Genomic DNA, 21,270 nt, shown 5'->3' with positions numbered 1-21,270 from the left:
ACGCCGAGAGAAGGAACGGGGCATACCGAGAGAAAGTGAACCACCATGTCGTACGCACTGAAGAGTACGCTTCCGGAGGAAGACCTCAAGACCGTCGGAGGCGCTCTGCAGGGGGCGCTGACGGACCTCGTGGACCTCGCTCTCGTCGCGAAGCAGATCCACTGGAACGTGGTCGGACCGCGCTTCCGCTCCATCCACCTGCAGCTCGACGAGGTGGTGACCGACGCCCGCGAGTACTCGGACCAGGTCGCCGAGCGCGCCTCCGCGCTGGGTGTGGCACCGGACGGGCGCTCCGCAACGGTCGCGTCGGGCACCGCCATCGGCCCGGTGAAGGAGGGCTGGCAGCAGGACGTCGACGCGGTGCGGACCATGGCCGACGCCCTCTTCGCGGTGATCACCAAGTCGCGGGAGCGGATGACCGCCGTGGGGAAGGTGGATCCGGTCACGGAGGACATCTTCATCCAGATCACCGGCGACCTGGAGAAGCACCGCTGGATGTTCGAGGCGGAGAACCAGCGCTGAAGGAGTCGGTTCCCGTCGGGGCCGCACCGGGGTCCCGCACCCCGGCCGGCAGCGCGGGCGGTGCAGGACGGGACCGGTGACGGTGCGGCGTCCCGGGCCCGGGACGCCGCACCGTCACCGGTCCCAGACCAGAGCCTTCAGGTAGGAGCCGTCCAAGGTCACCTCGTCCTCGCCGAAGTGCGTCACCTGCACCTTCATGCGCCTCCCGGAGGCGACGTGCCCCGTGAGCGGGAAGGCGTAGAACGTCGATCCGGCACTGCCCACACCTTCGCCGATGGGGTGGTGGGTCACCGTGCGGCCGCCCTCGACCTCGACCAGGCGCGCCTGCAGCGTGGCACCGGGACTCAAGCCGTTGACACGGAGATAGGCCGTACCCGTGAACCTGCCGGGCCCCGTCACGAAGGTCTGCCCGGTGGCGGCGTGTTCGTCGAGCGGGTCCGCGAACTCGCGGTCCCAGGTCAGCGGCGTCCATGCGCCGGGCCTGAGCACCGGGCCCGCGGCGAGCCCGAGGGAGAGGTATTCCGGCACGTCGTCCTCCTGTGCGTCGCCCCGCGCGTACGCCAGTACACGCGCGACATCGAGAGCGCCCGGATCGCCGTGCAGGTTCTCCGGAACGTGGCTGTGGCCGAGCCATCCGTAGTAGGCGAGCCACTGGGAACCGGTCAGACGCACGCCGTTGGCGGCGCCGTAGGAGCCGGGATAGGCCTTCCAGGTCACGGTGGACCGCAGGGGCACGTCGTGCGCGTCGTGCGCCCAGCGGACGAACTCCGCGAGCGCGGCGAGCGCCCATTCCGGCGCCTCGGGCCAGTACAGGTAGTCGCGCCCGGCACGCAGGTCGCCCCAACTGCTGCGGCGGGCCGGATCGCAGGTCCCGACCAGCTCGACCTGCACGGCGTTGAGGGTGTTGGTCTCCACGCCGCCGGGCTGGTTCACCAGCGCGCGCGAGGAGGTGTCGAAGTCGAAGTGCTGGTACCACCGCAGCAGCCGACCGCCGAGGTCCGGGACCGCGGTGAAGTTGGGGGCCGACGCCCCTCCTCGATAGGAGGGCAGCGAGGTGCCCTCGGTGGTGTGGAGCACGCCCACGTTGGACTCCATGGCGTCACCGCCCCAGTCGTCCTGGTACCAGTGGGCCGTACTCGCTCCGGGATACTTCTGCGGCCCCGACCTCGTCATGCGCGCGCTCCGCTCTTCACGGCGATCCTCCCCGAATCGTTCCCCCATCGGAGCCGGTTCATGCGCGGAGCGTGTCCGCTCGTGCGCATACGGTGCACGTCGAGGGGCGGTGCGTGCCTTCACGTGCCGCACCCCGGACTCCGGCCTCCCGTGCACCTCGGGGCCTGCTCGTAGAATCGACGCATCATGGCTGACTCCGTCTACTTCGACCACGCCGCCACGACGCCGATGTATCCCGAGGCGGTGCGGACGATGACCGACCAGCTCACGTCGACCGGCAACGCCTCCTCGCTCCACCGCGCCGGACGGCAGGCCCGGCGCACCGTGGAGGAGGCGCGGGAGGCCGTCGCCGCCGCACTGGGCGCCCGCCCCAGCGAGGTGGTCTTCACCGCGGGCGGCACCGAGTCCGACAACCTCGCCGTCAAGGGCCTGTTCTGGTCGCGGCGGGCGGCGGACGCGGCACGCGTGCGGGTCCTCGCCGGCCCTGCGGAGCACCACGCGGTGCTGGATGCCGTGCACTGGCTCGCCGACCACGAGGGCGCCGTCGTGGAGTGGCTGCCCGTCGACTCCCTCGGCCGGGTACACCCCGACTCTCTTCGGGAAGCCCTGACACGCAATCCCTCCGACGTGGCCCTGGCGACGGTGATGTGGGCGAACAACGAGATCGGCACCCTGCAGCCGATCGGGGAACTTGCCGCCGTGGCAGCCGAATTCGACGTCCCGCTGCACTCCGACGCGGTGCAGGCGGTCGGCCAGGTTCCGGTGGACTTCGGCGCCTCGGGCCTCGCCGCCCTGACCATGACCGGCCACAAGATCGGCGGGCCGTACGGGGTGGGCGCACTGCTGCTGGGACGCGAGCACGCACCGGTGCCGCTGCTGCACGGCGGGGGCCAGGAGCGGGACGTGCGGTCCGGGACGCTCGACGTCCCCGCGATCGCGGCGCTCGCCACCGCCGCGGAATTGGCCACGGCCCACCGGGACGCCTTCGCGCGCGGCATCGGCGCGCTGCGCGACGCCCTGGTCGAGGCCGTACGGCAGGCGGTTCCGGACGCGGTGTTCAACGGCGACCCCGATCCTGCGGGACGGCTGCCGGCCAACGCCCACTTCTCGTTCCCCGGATGCGAGGGGGATTCGCTGCTGCTCCTCCTCGACGCCCAGGGCATCGCGTGTTCCACCGGGTCCGCCTGCACGGCGGGCATCGCGCAGCCCTCGCACGTACTGCTCGCGGCGGGGGCCGACCCGGAGCTGGCACGGGGAACGCTGCGCTTCTCGCTGGGCCACACCTCCTCCAAGGAGGACGTGGCCGCGCTCGCGGCGGCGATCGGCCCGGTGGTGGAGCGGGCCCGCGCGGCAGGACTCAGCTGAGCCGGGCGGTCCACGACGGCCGCTCCGCGGCTACCCGCGTCCGCGCACGCCGCCCTCCTCGCCCGCCTCGCGGACGAGCCGCAGGTACCGGTCCCAGTCCCAGCCGGGGCCCGGGTCGGTGTGGTCGCTGCCGGGCACTTCGTGGTGGGCGACGATGTGCTCCCGGTCCACGGGGATGCCGTACCGCGCGCAGACGCCCGCGGTGAGCCGCGCGGAGGAGCGGTACAGCGCTGCGGTGAAGTCCTCCGGCCGGTCGACGAACCCCTCGTGCTCGATGCCGATGCTGCGCCGGTTGTAGTCGAGGTTCCCCGCGTGATGGGCGACGTCGGCCTCCCGCACCATTTGCGCGACGTGGCCATCCTCGGCACGCACCACGTAGTGGGCCGACGCCCCGTGGGCCGGATCCCGGAACACCTGCAGCGCCACGGCGTAGCTGCCTTCCACGGTATGGATGACCACCCGGTCGATGCCGTGGTCGTAGGGGCGGTCGGCAGGGGCGAGGTTCTCCTGCGAGGCGCTGATCCACTCGGCCCCGGGGTGGTCCACGGCTCCGGGTTCCCGCTCCTGCTGCCGGCCCGGCAGCCGCCACCACAGGTGTTCCGCCTGATCGCGCGCGGCGTATCCGGCGCCGCCCAGCGACGCCAGCAGGGCTCCGAGCAGCAGGGTGCGCCTGCGGGGGCCGCCGGGGCGGCCTCTCCCGGCCCGGGTGGTTCTCTTGCGTTCGGCGGGCGCTGCGGCCCTGGTTCCTGTGGTCCGGCTCACGGCCGGAACAACGTGCGGGACGGCGGTCGCGGTTCCGGAGCCGGAGGCATTTCCGGGACCCGTACCCTGGAGGGGCTATGGCTGATTCCTCCACCGCCCCGCCCTCCACCCCGGCCGCTCCGCCGAGGCGGCTCCGTGTGCTCGCCGCCATGTCCGGAGGAGTGGACTCCGCAGTCGCCGCCGCCCGGGCCGTCGAGGCCGGGCACGAGGTCACCGGCGTGCACCTGGCCCTCTCCGCCAACCCGAAATCCTTCCGCACGGGCGCGCGCGGCTGCTGCACCCTGGAGGACTCGCGGGACGCGCGCCGCGCGGCCGACGTGATCGGCATCCCGTTCTACGTGTGGGACCTCGCCGAACGTTTCCGCGAGGACGTGGTGGAGGATTTCGTCGCCGAGTACGAGGCGGGACGCACCCCCAATCCCTGCCTGCGCTGCAACGAGAAGATCAAGTTCGCCGCACTGCTGGACAAGGCCCTCGCCCTGGGGTTCGACGCGGTCTGCACCGGCCACTATGCGACGGTCGTGGAGCGCGAGGACGGCAGCCGTGAGTTGCACCGCGCCGGCGACGAGGCCAAGGACCAGAGCTACGTGCTCGGTGTGCTCGACGAACGTCAGCTTGCGCACGCCCTGTTCCCGCTGGGCGAGACACGCGCCACCAAGGACGAGATCCGCGCGGAGGCCGAACGGCGCGATCTGGCGGTGGCACGGAAGCCGGACAGCCACGACATCTGCTTCATCGCCGACGGCGACACCCGCGGTTTCCTGGCGGACCGCCTGGGGCGCGCGGAGGGTGACATCGTCGACGAGTCCGGGGAGAAGCTCGGCACCCACGAGGGCGCGTACGGCTTCACCGTCGGTCAGCGGAAGGGCCTGCGCATCGGGCGGCCGGCCGCGGACGGCAAGCCGCGGTACGTGCTGGACATCTCGCCGGTGGACAACACGGTCACGGTCGGACCGCTCGCGTCGCTGGACGTCGCGGCGCTGACGGCCACCCGCCCCCGGTGGTGCGGCACGGCACCCCGCGGCTCCGGACGGTACACGGCACAGCTCCGGGCGCACGGCGGCGAGACCCCGGTGACGGCGGAGATCACCGGGGGAGAGCTGCGGGTGCGCTTCGACGAGCCGGTCCGCGGGGTGGCCCCGGGCCAGACCGTGGTGCTGTACGACGGGACGCGGGTCGTGGGTTCCGCGACGATCGACGTCACGGAACGCGCCGGGACCCCGGCCGCGGGCTGAACGGCTGTGCGAAGCCGCGGCATTACCCACCGGTAACATCATCGTGTACCGTGCGGGTCATGAGCGACGACGTGAGCGAGTTCGACCGGGACACGGCCGTACGGCGGCACGACACCGGTGTCCACCACGCCGACCTGTCCCCCGGCTGGGCCGTCGGAGACGCCCTCAACGGCGGTTACCTGCTGGCAGTGGCCGCCCGTGCGCTCGGCGAAACCCTGCCGCACCCGCATCCCTTCAGCGTCAGCGCCCACTACCTCACCGCCACCACGGCCGGGCCGGCGACCGTCCGCACCGGGACCGCGCGCACCGGCCGCACGCTGTCCACCGGCTCCGCGTCGCTCTTCCGGACCGGATCCGACGGCGAGGAGACCGAGCACCTCCGCGTGCTGGCGACGTACGGCGACCTCGGGAGCCTCACCGACGAGGTGCGCACCGCGGCGAAACCGCCCGCGATCCCGCCGTACGAGCACTGCGTGGGCACCGAGGACGCCCCGGCCGGTGCGCTGCCGGCGATCGCCGGGCGCCTGGACATGCGTCTCGACCCGGACACGGTCGGCTGGGCGGTGGGCGCACCATCCGGCAGGGGCGAGATGCGCGCCTGGTTCTCGCTGGCGGACGGCCGCGCACCGGACCCGCTGTCGCTGCTGCTGACCGTCGACGCACTGCCGCCCACCGCCTTCGACCTCGGCCTGGACGGCTGGGTGCCGACCGTCGAACTCACCGTCCACGTCCGGGCCCTGCCCGCCCCGGGGCCGCTGCGCGTTGCCCTCACCACGCGGAACCTGGCCGGCGGATTCCTCGAGGAGGACGCCGAGGTCTGGGACAGCGCGGACCGCCTCGTCGCACAGTCCCGCCAACTGGCCCGCGCGACCCGCGACCGAGGCGCCCGCACACCGGGCTGAGGGCCGCACACGGACACGGCGTCCTCCGGCCCGGGGACCCTCAGTCTCCGGCCCCCGCCGACACCGCCTCCTTCAGCAGCGCCACATAGCTCTCCGCCCACCGCTCGACGGTCCCGGGGTCGAACAGGTCCCGGGCGTACCGCAGCAGGCAGCGGATGCGGTCCGCCTCGGGCACCAGGATGAGGCACAACTCCGACCGCATGCCGTCGACCGCGACGTCGTGGACCTCGCTGTCCACCTCCGGGAGCACCAGTTCCGGAGCGGCCTGGTTCTGCATCACGATGAGCGCCTGCGGAAACCGCTCGCCCGGCGCGGTGCCGCGGGCCGCGAGATCCTCGACGAGCATCGCCATCGGGTAGTCCTGGTGCGACGCCGCGGCGAAGAACGTGCGGGCGGCGGCGTCGATCGCGGTACGGCAGTTCCCGCCGCCACTGCCCAGTCGCAACGGAACGTTGTTGGTGAACGGACCGACCACGTCCTCGTGCTCGCGCCGGACCCGGTTGGCGATGTTGCAGGCCACCACCACTTCCGCCTGCCCGGTCAGGCGGCACAGCAGACTTCCGTACACACCGAGCATGACCGTGAACACCGTGGTGCCACGGGCTCGCGCCAGCGCCTCCACGTCCGCGGCGAGCGCGGGCCCCACCTCGAACCCGAACCCGGCGCCACGGTTGCTGTGGCGTTCCGGGCGGGGACGGTCCGTCGGAAGGTTGAGGCGGAGCGGCGCGCCGTCGAGTGCCGTGCTCCAGTGGTCGCGCAGTTCCCGCAGCCTCGGCCCCGACAGGTGGGCGCGCTGCCAGCGTCCGATCTCCGGGTACGAGGCGGCCAGTGGCGCCAGGCCGGCCTCCGCCCCGGTCGGGATCCGCCCGGCCGGCAGCTCCCGGGCGGCCGCGAAGAACGCGGCCAGATCCCGCAGCAGAACGTCCAGACCCCAGCCGTCGATGACGATGTGGTGGACCACCAGGGCCAGCGTCCACGCCCGTTCGCCTCGGCGGAGCAGCGCAGCACGCCACAGCGGTGCCACGGACAGCTCGAAAGGTTCGTCGGTGTGCCGTACGAGCCACTCGGCCGCGGCCTCCTCGGTGGCCCCGACGGCCGAGGACAGGTCGGCCACGGGCAGCGACACCGGCCGGACGGGCAGCACCTCCTGCACCAGCTCCGGGCCGTACCGCACCAGACGGCTGCGGAGCGTGGCCTGCCGGGCGGTCAGAGCCGTGAAGGCGCGGGCGAGCACCTCCGGATCCAGAGGGCCGTCCAACTCGATGCGCTGCGCCACGTTGAGGCCGGCGGGAAGACGGCTCGCGCTGTGCTGCGCGTGCATCCGGCGCTGGAAGTAGGTCGCGGGACCGCTGCTCTCCACCTCCGGTCCACCGGCTCCGGAGGCGAGCCATTCCAGGAGTTCCGTCTTGTGCTCCCGGATCCGTTCGAGCAGGTCGTCGGTGACGGCTTCCGGCGGCGCGTCGTAGTGGAGAGCGTCGCCGTCGGCACGGACGCGCACGTCGCGCACCCGCAGCATCCCGACGAGTTCTGCCAGCCCGGGGTCGGCCGGAGGCACAGGGGCTGGGGCGAGGTGGCGGCCCGGCGCTCCCCCGGCGGTCACAGGGTGCCCCTGACGCGTTCGCCGCCGGCGTCGGACGCACCGGCGGAACCCGGGTCGCCGTCCGCGGAGACCCCCGGCGACGTCCCTCGGCCGTCCGGCGGGTCGGCCTCGCTGCCGTCACCGAGCCGCGCGGCGGTGCCCCGGACGGTCGGGGCTTCGAAGAACTCCAGCACCGATACCTCGGCGCCGAGTTCGGCACGCATCCGGTTCAACAGCCGTACGGCGTTGAGGGAGTGGCCTCCCAACTCGAAGAACGAGCGCGTCACGGAGACGCGCTCCAGGTCGAGTTCCCTCGCCCACAGGTCGTGCAGGTTCCGTTCGAGCGCGGTGGCAGGTGGCGCGTGTTGCGCGTCCGAGGAGAAGTCCGGCGCGGGCAGGCGCGAACGGTCCACCTTGCCGTTGGAGTTGAGCGGCAATTCGGGTAGGAAGACCCAGGCGCGGGGGATCAGGTAGTCGGGCAGGAGATCGGCCAGCCGATCGGTGAGGGCCTTCCGCGTCTCCGGCTCGTCCTCCTCCGACGGGCCGGTGGTGAGCACCGCGTACGCCGCCAGGTACGGCTGTTCGCCACGCTCGGTTCGGGCGACGACGGCCGCTTCCCGCACTCCCGGAAGTCCCGCCAGCACGCTCTCCACCTCGCCCGGCTCGACCCGGTGGCCCCGGATCTTGACCTGGTGGTCGGTACGCCCCAGGAACTCCAGGAGCCCGTCGTTCCGCCGCCGCACCAGGTCGCCGGTCCGGTACAACCGCCCCTCGAACCTGCCGCCCGGGTCCTCGACGAAGCGCTCCGCGGTGAGCTCCGGCCGCGCGACGTAGCCGGAGGCCAGGTGTGCCCCGCCCACGTACAGCTCACCGGGAACGCCGACCGGCACGGTACGCAGGTCGCTGTCCAGCACCAGCGCGCACGTACCGGCCACCGGCAGGCCGATCGGGGGATCCCCGGCCTCCTCGCCGGACGGGGCCACATCCGTCCAGGTGGACACGACGGTGTTCTCGGTCGGGCCGTAGATGTTGACGAGCCGGAAGGGCGCACCGCGCGGGGCGCGGCGGCGGAGCCGGTCGCCCCCGGTGATCACCAGGCGCAGCGGGGCATCGGCCGGCCAGTCCTCCTCCAGCAACTGCTCGGCGAGCGGAGTGGTGAAGAAGGCGCTGGTGATCCGCTCGGTGAACAGCCAGTCACGGAGCCCTTCGGGGGCGGCGCGCACCGCGTCGGGCACCGGGTGCAGGCTCGCCCCGGCGGTGAGGTGGGCCCAGAGTTCGAGTCCGGAGGCGTCGAACGCCGGGCTGGAGATCCAGCAGCCCCGGTCGGCGGACGTGGTGCCGAACTCCCGGTGGTGCCAGTCGGCCACGTTCGCCATGGCGCCGTGGCGGATGCCGACTCCCTTGGGGCGGCCGGTCGAACCGGAGGTGTAGAGGACGCACAGCAGATCGTCCGGTGCCGGATCGTGCACATCGGCGTCGAACTCCCCGGTGGCGGTTTCCCGTCCCTCGTCGGTCGCCCCGCAGGGTTCCGCGGCCGTGACGGTGAGGACGGGTATCGCGTCGGAGAGCGGGAGGTCCTCGTGCGCGTCCGCGGTCAGCAGCGCCACCGCACCGGCCTCGTCGAGCATGCGACGGTGCCGTTCCCGGGGATGGGTCGGGTCCAGCGGCAGGGCGACGGCACCCGTGCGCGCCACCGCGAGCAGAGACACGGCCAGTTCGGCACCGCGCGGCAGCAGGACACCGACGACGTCGCCGGCGGCGCATCCCTCCTCCCGGAGCCGGCGAGCCACCTGCGCCGACCGCTCCGCGAGCCTGCCGTAGGTCAGGCCGGCTGCGCCGCCGGCCACCGCGAGGGCGTCCGGCTGCGCCGCCGCCCGGCGCAGCACGCGCCGGTGGACCGGCTCCGCGGGCCGGTCACCCCGGTGCTCCCCGCCGTAGGCGGGGGTCGCCCCGGTGCGTGCCAGCAGACTGCGGTCCGCGGCCGTCGGCCCGGCGAGCGAGGACAGCGGCCGTTCCGGATCGGTCGCCGCACCGGCCAGAACCTGGGCGAAGCAGTCGAGGAACCGGCGAACCGTCGCCTCCTCAAACAAGTCCGTGCTGTACTCCGCGCGACAGCGCAGTCCGTCGTCCAGATCGGTCAGGAACAGGGTCAGGTCGAAGGGCGCCTTGCGGGTGCGGAGGTCCAGCGCCGTGGCGCGTACGCCGGGCAGTTCCGGCTGCAGCACGGGCTTCGTCTCGTACTCGAGGAAGACCTGCGCGAGAGGGGCACGCGAGGGGTCGCGCTGCGGGTTCACTGCCCGCACGATCTCCTCGAACGGGCAGTCCTGGTGCTCGTACGCGTCGAAGGCGGTCCTCCGCACCCGGTCAAGCGCCTGGACGAACGTGGGGTCTCCGCCCAGGTCGGTGCGGAGCGCCAGCGTGTTGACGAAGAAGCCGACGGAGTCCTCGGTGCCTGCCGGGCGATGGGCCACCGGCGTGCCGACCACAAGGTCGTCCTGCCCGGTGAAGGCCTGAACGGTGGCGTAGAAGGCCGTCAGCATCACCATGAAGGTCGTGGCGCGGCGGTCGCGCCCCAGGGCCCGTGCGGCACGCGTCGCTGCGGCGTCCAGGCGGAGGTGGACGGCGTCGCCACGTCCCGTGGGGGCCGGGGGACGCGGTTTGTCGGCGGGCAGTTCCAGGTACGGCGGCGCACCGGCCAGCCGTTCCCGCCAGTGGGCCAGGGCCCGCTGCCCGTCGGGGCCGGCCGCCGCCTCCTGCTCCCGCGCGGCGTGGTCCCCTCCGTCGGTGTGTTCGGGGAGCCGGTCGGGCCTGCCCTCCTGCGCGGCGGCGTACAGCTCACCCAGGTCGGCGGTCAGGATCTCGGCGGAGACGCTGTCGAAGACGATGTGGTGAACGGTGAGGAGCAGGACGTGCCGGTCCGGGGCGCAGCGCAGCAGACGGGTGCGCAGCAGCGGGCCACGTGCCAGGTCGAACGGCCGGGCGTACTCCTCGGCCACCGCGCGGTCGAGGGCCTCGGATTCCTCCTCTCCCCGGGCGTCGAGGAGTTCCGGGCCGTCGTGCGGCTGGTCCAGGACGATCCGGCGCGGTTCGCCGTCGACTTCGCGGAACACCGAGCGCAGCGCGGGGTGGCGTTCGACGGCGCGGCCCAGTGCCGTCCGCAGTGCCGCCACGTCCAGCGGTCCTTCCAGGCGCACCGCGGAGCACTCGTGGTACGCGGTCCGGCCGGGGTGCATGCGATCCAGGAACCACAGGCGCTGCTGGGCGAAGGTCAGGGCCCGGCCCGCGTCCCGCGGCACCTCGCCCGCCGGTCGCGGGGCCCGGGGCCGCGTCGGTTCCTGGTAGCGCCGTCGCAGGGCGTCGAGGTGCGGCAGGCTGTCGCGTGCCTGCCACGGGGTGACGCCGAAGTCGACGAAGTGGGCGATCTCGTCCGCACCCGCGGCGAGGACGGCGTCCAGGACGGGGGCGACGCTGTCGGGGGTGCCGATCAGGGCGCGGGACTCGCAGTACCGGTGGTAGGCGCGTTCGAGAAGGAACTCCATGTCCTCCTCCGGGGTGTTCTCGTAGTCGATCTCCATGCCGAGGCTGTTGCCGACCTGGCCGAAGAGGGACAGCGACGAGCGCATGTAGCGGCTGAAGGCGGGCAGCGCCTCGGCGCGGGCCCGGGCGGCGTCCTCGCCGAGGTAGCTGTGCAGCAGGACGACGACCCGTCCCGCAGCGGGGTCCAGCCCTGCCGCGGCGCGCTCCTGCCGGTACAGGGCGATGTTCCGTGCCAGGTCCTCGACGGACTGCGTCATCAGGTTGGTGACGACGCCCAGGTCGTTGCGGGCCGCCTGCCGGTAGCTGTCCGGGTTGCCGACGATCGCGGTGTAGAACGGCGGCATCTGCTGCACCGGGCGCGGGTACAGGCGCACCCCGACGTCGTCGCCGTGGCCGTTGCGGGAGGTGATCTCCTCGCCGCGCCACAGTCGCTGCACGGTCCGCAGGTGTTCGTACATGACGTCCTTGTGCCGCCCGTAGTTGTCGGGCTGGAGCACGAAGTCGTTGGCGTGCCAACCGCTGGCGCAGCCGATCCCGACGCGGCCGCCCGAGAGGTTGTCGATCACGGACCATTCCTCCGCCACGCGCACCGGGTGGTGCAGCGGCAGCACCACGCTGCCGGCGTTGATGCGGATCCGGCTGGTCTCGCGGGCGAGCGCCGCGCCCAGGACGGCCGGGTTGGGGAAGACGCCCCCGAAGGAGTGGAAGTGCCGTTCGGGCAGCCAGACCGCGTGGAAACCGTGGCTGTCGGCGAAACGCGCGCCGTCGAGCACGATGGCGTACTTGTCGTCGGTCTCGCTCTCCCTCGGGTAGTCGCCGAAGAAGTACAGGCTGAAGTCGGGCGTTCCGGCGGTTCCGGACGGTTCGGCGCCGGTGCGCGGGGCGGGCAGCACAGGGCCGGTGCCTGGGCGGCCCGGCTGCCGGCGCGGAGTCGCGGCCCGCGGCGCGACGGGGGACGCTCCCGGGTGGGGCACGGCGGCGTCGGGGACGGGCAGCGGCGGCGCGTGGGCGGGTATCGGCCGCGGACCGCCCGGAGGGGCGAGGAACCCGCCGCGGCGCATGTCCCACAGGGCGTTCCGCACGGCGTGCTCGACGCACTCCAGGTCGGCGTCGGTGTGGGCGGTGGAGAGGAAGAAGTTCCGCCATTCCCAGACGTACACGCCGCGCAGCAGCAGGTGGTGGAAGAAGAGTTCGAGGTTGCCGCGGTATTCGAAACGGAACAGCGATCCGAAGTGGGCGATGCGGACGGGGAATTCCTCGTCCTCGAAGAAGCGGTTCAACCGTCCGACGAAGGCCTCGGTGGTCGCGTTCAGGTTCTGCTGCAGTTGCGGCCCGGCCTGCCGGAGCCGGGTGAGGACGGCCTCGGCGGCGGTCATCGCGAGGGGGTGCTGGATGTAGGTGCCGCCGAAGAAGGTGGTGTCGCGCGGCGGGTAGCTGTCGTCGCCGTAGGACCAGTGGCCGCCGTCGATGCCGTCCATCAGGTCTGCGCGGCCGGCGACGGCACCGATGGGATAGCCGCCGCCCAGCACCTTGCCGTACGTGGCGAGGTCCGGGGTGACGCCGAACACGCCCTGTGCGCCCTGCTGGTGGGGACGGAAGCCGGTGAGCATCTCGTCGAACAGCAGCACGATGCCGTGGCGTTCGGTCAGTCCGCGCAGCGAGCGGAGGAAGTCCGCCGGCTGCAGACCGGGGTGGCGGCTCTGCACCGGCTCCACGAGCACGGCGGCGACCCGGTCGGCGATCGCCTCGATGGCCGTGAGCGATTCCGGCGCGCCGTAGTCCAGCACCACCAGGTCCTCGACCGCGTTGGCGGGGATGCCGGAGGAGGCCGGGACCGTCGTGCGGCGGCCGTCCTCCTCCACCGCCTGGCCGAGCACGTTGTCGGCGTGGCCGTGGTAGGAGCCGCGGAACATCACCACGGTGTCCCGTCCGACCGCGGCCCGTGCGAGCCGTATCGCCGCGGAGTTCGCCTCGGTACCGGAGTTGGCGAAGGCGACCCGGTCGAAGCCGGTGAGGTCGGCGAGGAGTTCCGCGGCACGGCCGGTCTCCTCGCTGCGGGGCCCGAGACGCATGCCCCGGGAGAGGTGCCGTCGCACCGCTTCGTCGAGGAAGTCCGGTTCGTGCCCGAAGAGCAGCACGCCGAAGCCCATGGTGATGTCGACGTAGGCGTTGCCGTCGACGTCCTCCAGGCGGGGACCGCGGGCGGAGCGCGCCGCCAGCGGGTACTGCATCTCCTTCGTGGCGCTGCGGAAGCCGACGACGGCACGGCTGTCGGCGAGCACCCGGCGGTGCCGCTGCGCGAGCTCCTTGGAGGTTGCGGTGCGTGCGGTGAGCTGCTGCGTCAGCGCGTCGACGTGCGCGCGCTGCTCGGTGGTCAGCCTCCCGGACGCCATGCCGGAGGTGCGGGGGACGGACACCCGGGGACCGTGCGCCGCCTCGGTCGGCGCCGGGCCGGCTTTCCCGGGGGCAGCGGTGGTTCCTGGGGCGGGAACGGCGGCCACGGGTGCGGCAGCGGCGGGGGCCTCCCGGTCGTGTGCGAGGGGTTCCGGGGCGGGCGGCGTTCCGGCGGGCGGCTCCGCGGGGCCGGTGGTGCTGCCCGAGAGCAGCCTGAGCTGGTCGTGCATCAGCCGGGAGAAGCCCGACATGAGGTCGAGTTGGCGTTCGACCAGCCGTCCTGCCTCGGACCCCGTCCCGCCGGCGGCCGGGGCGGGGGCCGCGGAGGAGGGCGGCAGGGAAGGGGCAGGGGCGGCCGGGGCGGGTGTGGGACGGGCCGGCTCCGGGAGGGCGGTTCCCTCTCCCGCGGCGGACGATGCGGGCACGGCGGCGGACGGTGCGGCTGTCCGCTCGACGGGTGCGGGCGCCGTCACGGCCGGTTCGGGCGCGGCCGGTTCGGGCGCGGCTGCGAGGCGGCGTGTCCGCTCGGGATCACCGCGCTCGGCGAGGACGTCGGCGAGACGCGCGGAGGTGTCCGCCTCCTCGAACAGCTCCCGCATGGCGATCCGGACGCCGAAGGTCTTCTCCAGCCGCCGGATCATGTTGATCAGGAGCAGCGAGTCGGCGCCCAGGTCGAAGAAGGCGGCGTCCGCGGGCACGTCGTCGGGAGTCAGGGACAGTTGGTCCGCCACGAGTTCGCGGACCTCCGTCAGGATTCCGTCGCGCACACCGTCCTTCGCAAGGCGTTCCGTTCCCGGGCCGGTGCCGGTTCCGGGGGTGTCGCCCGGTGCTGCTGCGGCCGGGCGCGTGTCGTGGGTCATGGCGGTGCCTCCGTCCGGAGCGTGCGGTGCTCCGGCGCTGATCCAGTGGGAGGTTCGGTCGAGAGGGTGGGTGGGGAGCGGGATGTGGCGGCCCCGGCCGTCGGGCAGTTCCAGGCCCTTCCAGTCCACGGCGACGCCGCGGCAGTGGAGTTCGGCGACGGCCCGTGCCAGTCCGCTCGGCCCGGGCTCGCCCTGCGGCTGCGAGGCGATCCAGGTGGAGGCCGGCGCGTTGCGCCGCCCTGCCGCGGTGAGCGTGGCGTCCGCGCCGGCCTCCAGACAGAGAGCGGCGCCCTCCTGCTCGAGTCGCGCGACGACGGCGGCCCAGTCGACGGTCCCGCGCGCCTGCCGGAGGAAGTGGGCGGCATCCGGGGTGTGCCCGGCCGGGAGCAGCGCCCCGCCCGCATTGACGACCACGGGTGCCGTCAGCGGGCGCAGGTCCAGTCGCGCGAGGTGGTGGCCGAACTCCTCCAACGCGGGTTCCACGAGAGCACAGTGGAAGGCCCGGTCCCCGGGGAGCGCACGCGCCGCGTGGCCGGCGGACTCCAGTCGGCGGGTGGCCTCCGCCACCGCGGCCGCCGGTCCCGCCAGCACGTGGTTCCCAGGGGCGTTCACCACCGCGAGCTCCACCTCCGGCAGGTCCGCGACGGCCTCGGTCACTGCGGTGCGGTCGGCCGCCACTGCGGCCATGGCGCCCGGTGGGCAGAGTCGTTGCATCAGCCGGCCCCGCACCGCGGTGATGTACAGGCCGTCGGCCGTGGACAGCGCGCCCGCGGCGCACAGGGCGGCGTACTCGCCGAGGCTGTGTCCGGCGAACAGCTGCGGGCGCACGCCCCAGGACTCCCACAGGCGCCGGAGCGCCATGTGAAAGGAGAACAGGGCGGGTTGGGTCACGTCGGTCGTCCAGGAGTCGCCGTGTCCCGGCTGGTCCTCGGCGAGGAGCAGGTCCGTCAGGCTGCTGCCCCAGGAATCGCGGTGGAGCCGCTCGCAGTCGTCGACGGTCCGCCGGAAGACGTCGAAGCGCCGGTAGAGCTCGCGTGCCATACCGTGCCGTTGGGTCCCCTGCCCCGAGAAGACCATGGCGACGGGGACGTCCGCATTCCGCGGAGCGCGGCCGCCGACCCAGGGGGCGCGCGGCGGAGGTGGCGAGTCCGTACCGGCGTCGAGAAAGGCGTCGAGTGCCGCAGCGATCCCGGTGGCCCCGTGGCCGAGAAGCGTCAGGCGGTGCTCGTGGTGCGGGCGGCGGAGCGCTGCGGTGGCGTACGCGTCGGACATGCGCGGCGGGTCGGTGCGGAGCAGTTCCCGGTAGGCGCCGGCGAGGCGCACCAGGGCCTCGGGGGTGCGGGCGGAGAGCGGCAGGAGGCCGGGCCCGTCCGCCGCGGGCCCCTGCGCGGGCGTCTCCGGCACCGCAGGGGCCTCCTCCAGCACGAGGTGCGCGTTGGTGCCGCCCACTCCGAGTGCGCTGACGCCGGCCCGGCGCGGCGTGTCGCCCCGCGGCCAGGCGCTCGCGGAGTCCGGGAGGCGGAAGGGGCTGTTCTCCAGGGCCAGAGCGGGGTTCGGGCGGGTGAAGTTCGCCAGCGGCGGTATCCGCCCGTGCCGCAGGGCCAGCACGGCCTTGATGAGGCCCGCCATGCCCGCGGCGGAGTCGAGGTGACCGATGGTGGCCTTGGCCGAGCCGAGCGCGCAGAACCCTTCCCGGTCGGTGGTCTCCCGGAAGGCCTCCGTGAGCGCCTGGAACTCGATGGGGTCGCCGAGTTCGGTGCCGGTGCCGTGCGTCTCGACGTAGCCGACGGTGTCGGCGCTCACCCCGGCGTTCCGCAGGGCGCGACGCACGACCCGGCGCTGCCCGGACACGCTCGGGGCGGTGAAGCCCACCTTTCCGGCGCCGTCGTTGTTGACCGCGGAGCCCAGGATCACGGCATGGACGGTGTCCTGGTCGGCGAGTGCCCGGTCGAGGCGCTTGAGGACGACGGCGGCCACGCCGTTGCCTCCCACCGTTCCGTCGGCCGCGGCGTCGAAGGCGCGGCAGGCACCCGTGCGGGAGAGGATGGAGCCGGGGACGTGGCGGTATCCGGCGTGCTGCGGGACGTGGACCGCGGCCGCACCCGCGAGGGCGAGGTCGGCGTCGCCGGTGAGCAGCGCCTGTGCGGCGAGGTGGACGGCGACGAGTGAACTGGAGCAGGCGGTCTGCACACCGACGGCCGGGCCCTGCAGGCCGAGGCGGTGGGCCACTCTGGTCGCAGCGAAGTCGGGCTGGTTGCCGATCGCCAACTGGAGTGCCGTCACCGGGTCCTGGACGTCCTGCGTCGGGGTGAGGTTGTTCAGCAGATAGGTCTGCAGGGCATGCAGGTTCATACCGGTGCCGGCGAACACCCCGACCCGGGTGTCCCCGGGCGGACCGGCGTAGCCGCTTCCTTCGAGCGCCTCGTGGCACACCTCCAGCAGCAGTCGCTGCTGGGGTTCCATGAGGGACGCCTCCCGGGCGCTGATGCCGAAGAAGGAGGCGTCGAACAGGTCGGCGCCGTCCAGCGTGCCGCCCACGAGCACGCGGTCGCCGCGGGCCCGTTCCTCCTCGGTCACCCCGGCGGCGGCAGCCTCGTCGGCGGTGAACCGGCGCAGTGCCGTCTCTCCCGACAGGACGAGGCGCCAGTACGCGTCGAGATCGGGCGCGCCGGGAAAGCGTCCGGCCATGCCGACCACGGCGATGCGCCGATCGGCGGCCGCGCCGTCGTCGGCGTCCGGGGCCGCGGCCCCGGGACGCTCCTGCCGGGTGAGGTGGTCGACGAGGTCGGCCACGGTCGGGTACTCGAAGAGGAGGGTGCGGGGCAGTTCGCGCCCGACCTCCCGCTCCAGCGCCCCGTGCGCACGCATCAGGTGGAGGGAGCCGAGCCCGGCCTCGTGGAAGGGACGGTGCTCCTCGATCTGCTCGCCGGCGGCCTCGGACAGCGCCCGCAGGACCAGTTCCCTCGTACGGCTCCGGCCGCCGGAGGGGGACCGTGCTCCCCGGGCGGCCGCTGCGGCCGGGGGCGCGTCGGCCGGTGCGGGATGCGGGTCCGGGACGGTTTCCACGGCCACCTGCCGACCGTGCAGGTCCCGCAGTTCGGGCAGCGGTCCGCGGGGGCTGCCGACGGCCCGGAGACGCTCGAGTGCGGTCGGGCGGGCGTGGCGGACCAGGCCGCGCAGGGCCGGGGACGTGTCGTCCAGTCCGACGAACCAGCAGCCGGGCCCACGGGCGAGTACCGCTGCTGCCAGCCGACGTCCCTCGTCGGGAGTCAGGGCCAGCAGGCCGCGGCGGATCGCCGGAGCCTCGTTGGCCTCGCCGCGGTTCATGCCCGTCCTGCTCCACAGCCCCCACACCAGGCACTGACCGGGCACGCCGAGGGTCTCCAGGTAGGTGGTGAACGCCTCCAGGAACCGGTTGGCCGCCATGTAGGAGGCCGAGCGTGCGGCGGGGGTGACGGTCAGCAGGGAGGAGAAGGAGACGAACCGGGCTCCGGGGCGCGCCGTCACGGTCGCCGCCAGGTTGACCGCGCCCGTCGTCTTGGCAGCGAGTGCGGCCCGCCAGTGTGCGGGCTCCTCGTCGGCGAGCATCAGCGAGTCGTAGGTCCCGGCGAGGTGCAGCGCGCCGTCGAGCACTCGGCCCCAGCGTGCCTCGGCGGACGCCACGGCGTCCGCGACCGCGGCGGCGTCGGTGACGTCGACGGCGGCGTAGGCGACGTCGCCGCCGAGGTGCCGCAGCCGCGCCAGCGAACGGGCCGCATCGGTCGCGGTGTCCTCCGCCACGGGGGTGCGTCCGAGGAGGAGCAGGTGCAGCCGGTGGCGGCGGAGCAGCTCGGAGAGCACCTCGATGCCGACGCCGCCGAGTCCGCCCGTCACGACCAGGCAGGAGCCGTCGGAGAAGGGAGCGGGCGGCTCCTGCCCGACAGGGCCGGGCACCGGGTCGGTCCTGATCCACCGGCGGCGGTGGAGCCTCCCGGCCCGGACCGCCGTCTCGTCGAGCGGCGTTCCCTCGGCCGTGCGGGGGAACCGGCCCAGGACCTCCGCGAGTTCCCGGGCGTCCGCAACCTCGTCCACGCCTTCGAGGTCCACGTGGTGCACGGCGGCCTCGGGCCACTCCACGGCGAGTCCGGCGGCAACCCCGGGGACGGCGGCACCGGTGTACCCGACGGGTTCGTGCCCGGTGACGCGGTGCAGTCCGCGACTGACCGTCACCACACGAGGGGCGCTGCTCCCGGGCGCCTGCGCGCGGAACCCCTGTGCGGCGAGGACGAGCGACAGCCCCGCCGCGCCGACCAGGTCCCGCCCTCCCCCGGTGTGCTCGTCCGGTCCGACGGGCCGGGCGTAGCCGGTCAGGTGGAGCAGTCCCCCGAGGACGAGGCCCTCCTCTGCCAGGTCCCGCCACAGGGCCTTCCACTGGGCGGGGTCGGTGAGGTCCAGCGTGTACCGCCCCGGACCGGTGCGCGCGTACCGCGTGCCGGGGGTGGCGACCGGGGCGTCCGCGAAGCCGGCACCGGGCGCGGTGAGCGCGGCTGCGAGACCGTCCTCGTCCGCGACGACCAGCGTGGTGGCGGGTTCCGGACGCGCCGTCGCGGCCGGGGACGGGGGCAGCGGTTCCCAGACCACGCGGTGCACGGCGTCGGGCACGGACCGGTCGTCGTCCTCGGCGCCCGTTTCCGGGGAGAGCTGCCGGCGCCCGGCGGCGGGCACCAGCGTGTCGAAATCTCCCTGCAGGAACCGTCGGCGCAGCTCGGTCCGCTGGATCTTGCCGCTCGTGGTCCTGGGGAAGTCCGCGCCCGGAAGCGGCACCGCGAGGACTCCGGTGAGCTGGAAGCGTCCGGCCAGTGCAGCCTGCACGTTCCGCACGCACGCACCGGCCTCGTCGGCCGCGTCCCGGTCGGGAACGAAGAAGACCACCAACCGCTCGCTGCCCGATGCGGGATCGGGCACGCCGCAGGCGCCCACGGATCCGGCCGTCACCCCGTCCACGGCGCCGACCACGTCCTCCAGCTCGTGGCAGAAGTAGTGGCTTCCGTTGATGATGATGACTTCCTTGCGCCGCCCCGTGACGGTCAGTTCACCGTCCTTGAGGAACGCGAGGTCGCCGGTGTCGAACCAGCCCTCGCCGCGGAAGGCCTCCTCGTTCGCTCCGGGGTTGTCCAGGTAGCCCGGCGTGACCCTTCCGGAGCGGACCTGGAGTCTTCCGATGCGCCCCTCGGGCAGCGTCCGGTCCGCGTCGTCGCAGATGCGGAAGCTCGCTCCGGCCGTCGGCGGTCCCATGCTGAGGAAGGTTGTGCACGCGTGTTCCGGGACGTCCCGGTCCACCCATGCGAGTTCGCCCCGGAGCGAGGACTTCCGCACCCGGTGCACGGTGCCGGGGGCCCCGAACCGCTTGTAGCTGATGGCGGTGCAGGTCTCCGCCATGCCCCAGGCGAGCAGCACGCTGTCCCCGGCGAGTCCGAACGGCCGCGTGGCGTCGAGGAACGCGCGCATCACGGGGAGCGTGCACTGCTCCCCCGCGTTGATCAGCGACCGGACGGAGGAGAGGTCCCAGGACCTGTGCCGCTCGCGCCGGAGCGCCTCGGCGACGAGCTTGAAGCCGAAGTTCGGTGACCAGCTGTGTGCCGCGCCGTGCTCCTCCAGCAGGTCGAGCCAGAGCAGCGGGTCCGCCAGCACGGCCTCGGTGGGGGTGTGCACGGCCGGACATCCCAGCACGGTGTCCCGCAGATGGAACATCAGCAGACCGGCCACGTGGTCGAGGGGGAGCCAGTTGACGGTGGTGTGGTGGGGTTCGATGCCCTGGAGCCGCGCTCCGGCGACGTACTGCATCACGCCCCGGTGCGTGATGCGGATGGCCTTCGACCGTCCGGTGCTGCCCGAGGAGAGCTGGAGGAGCGCGGTCTCGTCGGGGTCGGGAGCGTGCAGGTCCTCGGCCTCGACCGCGGCGGCCAGCCGGGCGGCGTCCAGCACCCGCAGGCCGGGCATGGGGTAGAGGTCCTGCATCGACCGGACGCCCTCGACGGCCGGGCCGGAGCAGATCACCGGCGGCTCCCGCAGCGTCTGCCAAGCGTGGTGCAGCTTGTCGAGCACCGCGCCGCGGCTCGCGTAGCCGGGCGGGCGGGCCACGGTGACGGGCACGATACCGCCGAGGAAGCAGGCCCAGAGGGCCGGGAAGTACGCCTCGAGAGAGGGGAGCTGGAGGATGACGCGGTCCCCTGCCCGCAGTCCTGCCGCACGGAGACCGCCGAGTGTCCGCCGGGCCCGCGCGAGCAGCTCAGGGTAGGCGAGGGAGACGGTCCGGTCCCGTTCGCGGAGGTGCAGGCCGGACTCCGGGCGGTCCGCGGCGGTCCGCACCAGCGCTTCGGGGAGCGTGTGCGGGGCTCCGGGAGGAAGCACGAGCTCCGGGCCGGTGCTCACCGCGGGCGTCGGGGCACCCGCAGCGCCGGCGCTTCCGGTGGCTCCGGTGGCTCCGGCGTCCTCGGTCCCGCCGGACGGCGTACCGTTCCGGGCGGTGCTGCCCGCGACCGCGGGGTCGGCCTCCGGGAGCGTCACCCGCCGCCTTTCCGGGGCCGCGGGCGCCCGGACGACGTCGACGCCCGCGGCCCGGCATTCCGTGCGGTAGCGGGCGAGCAGCGCCTCCGGCACGACCGGCACCTCTGCGAGCGCGACCCGGTCGGGTGTGCCGTCGGGCAGCAGCGGGACCCCGTCCACCAGTACCGGTGTGACGCGGAGGCCGTGTTGGAGGGCGGCCGCGGCGATCCGGCGGTGCAGAAGGGCGAAGTCGGCACGGCCGTCCGGCACGACGTACGCGAGGACTTGGTCCTCGTGCGGGAGCAGCGCGCAGTCCAGGACGTTCCGGAGCCCGTGCAGGCGTGACCGCAGCCGGGTCAGTGCGTCGTTGTCCATCGTGTCCGTTCCGGGAGTGGTGGCGTGAGGGCGGTGGGCGG

The 21,270-nt window shown here is 73.7% G+C and carries 8 protein-coding genes; 4 read left to right on the top strand and 4 right to left on the bottom strand.

The window, feature by feature from the left end:
- Positions 1-45: 45 nt before the first annotated feature.
- Positions 46-522 carry a Dps family protein gene (locus ACL06G_RS08565; RefSeq protein ID WP_412785252.1) on the top strand — a complete coding sequence of 159 codons (477 nt, stop codon included), beginning with the start codon at positions 46-48 and terminating at the stop codon, positions 520-522.
- Positions 523-636: 114 nt separating this feature from the next.
- Here the strand turns inward: ACL06G_RS08565 and ACL06G_RS08560 are convergent, their stop codons facing one another.
- A complete protein-coding gene (locus tag ACL06G_RS08560) occupies positions 637-1,695 on the bottom strand; it encodes an N-acetylmuramoyl-L-alanine amidase (RefSeq protein WP_412835669.1) in 1,059 nt (352 codons plus the stop codon).
- Positions 1,696-1,881: 186 nt separating this feature from the next.
- On the opposite strand from ACL06G_RS08560, the gene ACL06G_RS08555 reads away from it, so the two are divergent.
- Positions 1,882-3,060, top strand: coding sequence for a cysteine desulfurase family protein (locus ACL06G_RS08555; protein ID WP_412835668.1), 1,179 nt, complete (start codon positions 1,882-1,884; stop codon positions 3,058-3,060).
- A gap of 30 nt (positions 3,061-3,090) precedes the next feature.
- Here ACL06G_RS08555 and ACL06G_RS08550 read toward each other — a convergent pair whose 3' ends face one another.
- Positions 3,091-3,822 (bottom strand): N-acetylmuramoyl-L-alanine amidase, encoded by a 732-nt coding sequence (locus ACL06G_RS08550; protein WP_412785255.1) that lies wholly within the window; start codon positions 3,820-3,822, stop codon positions 3,091-3,093.
- Positions 3,823-3,899: 77 nt separating this feature from the next.
- Between ACL06G_RS08550 and mnmA the strand changes: the two genes are divergently transcribed.
- A complete protein-coding gene (mnmA, locus tag ACL06G_RS08545; protein WP_412785256.1) occupies positions 3,900-5,057 on the top strand; it encodes a tRNA 2-thiouridine(34) synthase MnmA in 1,158 nt (385 codons plus the stop codon).
- A gap of 59 nt (positions 5,058-5,116) precedes the next feature.
- The gene (locus ACL06G_RS08540; RefSeq protein WP_412785257.1) at positions 5,117-5,959 is read left to right on the top strand and encodes a thioesterase family protein; all 843 of its coding nucleotides are present in this window, start codon (positions 5,117-5,119) and stop codon (positions 5,957-5,959) included.
- Positions 5,960-5,999: 40 nt separating this feature from the next.
- On the opposite strand, the gene ACL06G_RS08535 is transcribed toward ACL06G_RS08540, so the two are convergent.
- Together ACL06G_RS08535 and ACL06G_RS08530 are read right to left on the bottom strand one after the other, a co-directional pair.
- Positions 6,000-7,559 (bottom strand): condensation domain-containing protein, encoded by a 1,560-nt coding sequence (locus ACL06G_RS08535; RefSeq protein WP_412785258.1) that lies wholly within the window; start codon positions 7,557-7,559, stop codon positions 6,000-6,002.
- A complete protein-coding gene (locus ACL06G_RS08530) occupies positions 7,556-21,229 on the bottom strand; it encodes a non-ribosomal peptide synthetase (RefSeq protein ID WP_412835667.1) in 13,674 nt (4,557 codons plus the stop codon). The genes ACL06G_RS08535 and ACL06G_RS08530 overlap by 4 nt, the downstream gene beginning before the upstream one ends.
- Positions 21,230-21,270 lie beyond the last annotated feature (41 nt).

This window comes from Streptomyces callyspongiae (genome assembly GCF_047200695.1).
Classification (GTDB): Bacteria; Actinomycetota; Actinomycetes; order Streptomycetales; family Streptomycetaceae; genus Streptomyces.
Note: the sequence above shows the minus strand (reverse complement) of the source record. Positions and strands in the feature narration are given on the sequence as shown.

Excerpts from the sequence above, each read along its gene's own strand:
- ACL06G_RS08565 (WP_412785252.1), top strand. The coding sequence starts at position 46 with ATGTCGTACGCACTGAAGAGTACGCTTCCGGAGGAAGACCTCAAGACC.
- ACL06G_RS08560 (WP_412835669.1), bottom strand. The coding sequence starts at position 1,695 with ATGACGAGGTCGGGGCCGCAGAAGTATCCCGGAGCGAGTACGGCCCAC.
- ACL06G_RS08555 (WP_412835668.1), top strand. The coding sequence starts at position 1,882 with ATGGCTGACTCCGTCTACTTCGACCACGCCGCCACGACGCCGATGTAT.
- mnmA (WP_412785256.1), top strand. The coding sequence starts at position 3,900 with ATGGCTGATTCCTCCACCGCCCCGCCCTCCACCCCGGCCGCTCCGCCG.
- ACL06G_RS08540 (WP_412785257.1), top strand. The coding sequence starts at position 5,117 with ATGAGCGACGACGTGAGCGAGTTCGACCGGGACACGGCCGTACGGCGG.
- ACL06G_RS08530 (WP_412835667.1), bottom strand. The coding sequence starts at position 21,229 with ATGGACAACGACGCACTGACCCGGCTGCGGTCACGCCTGCACGGGCTC.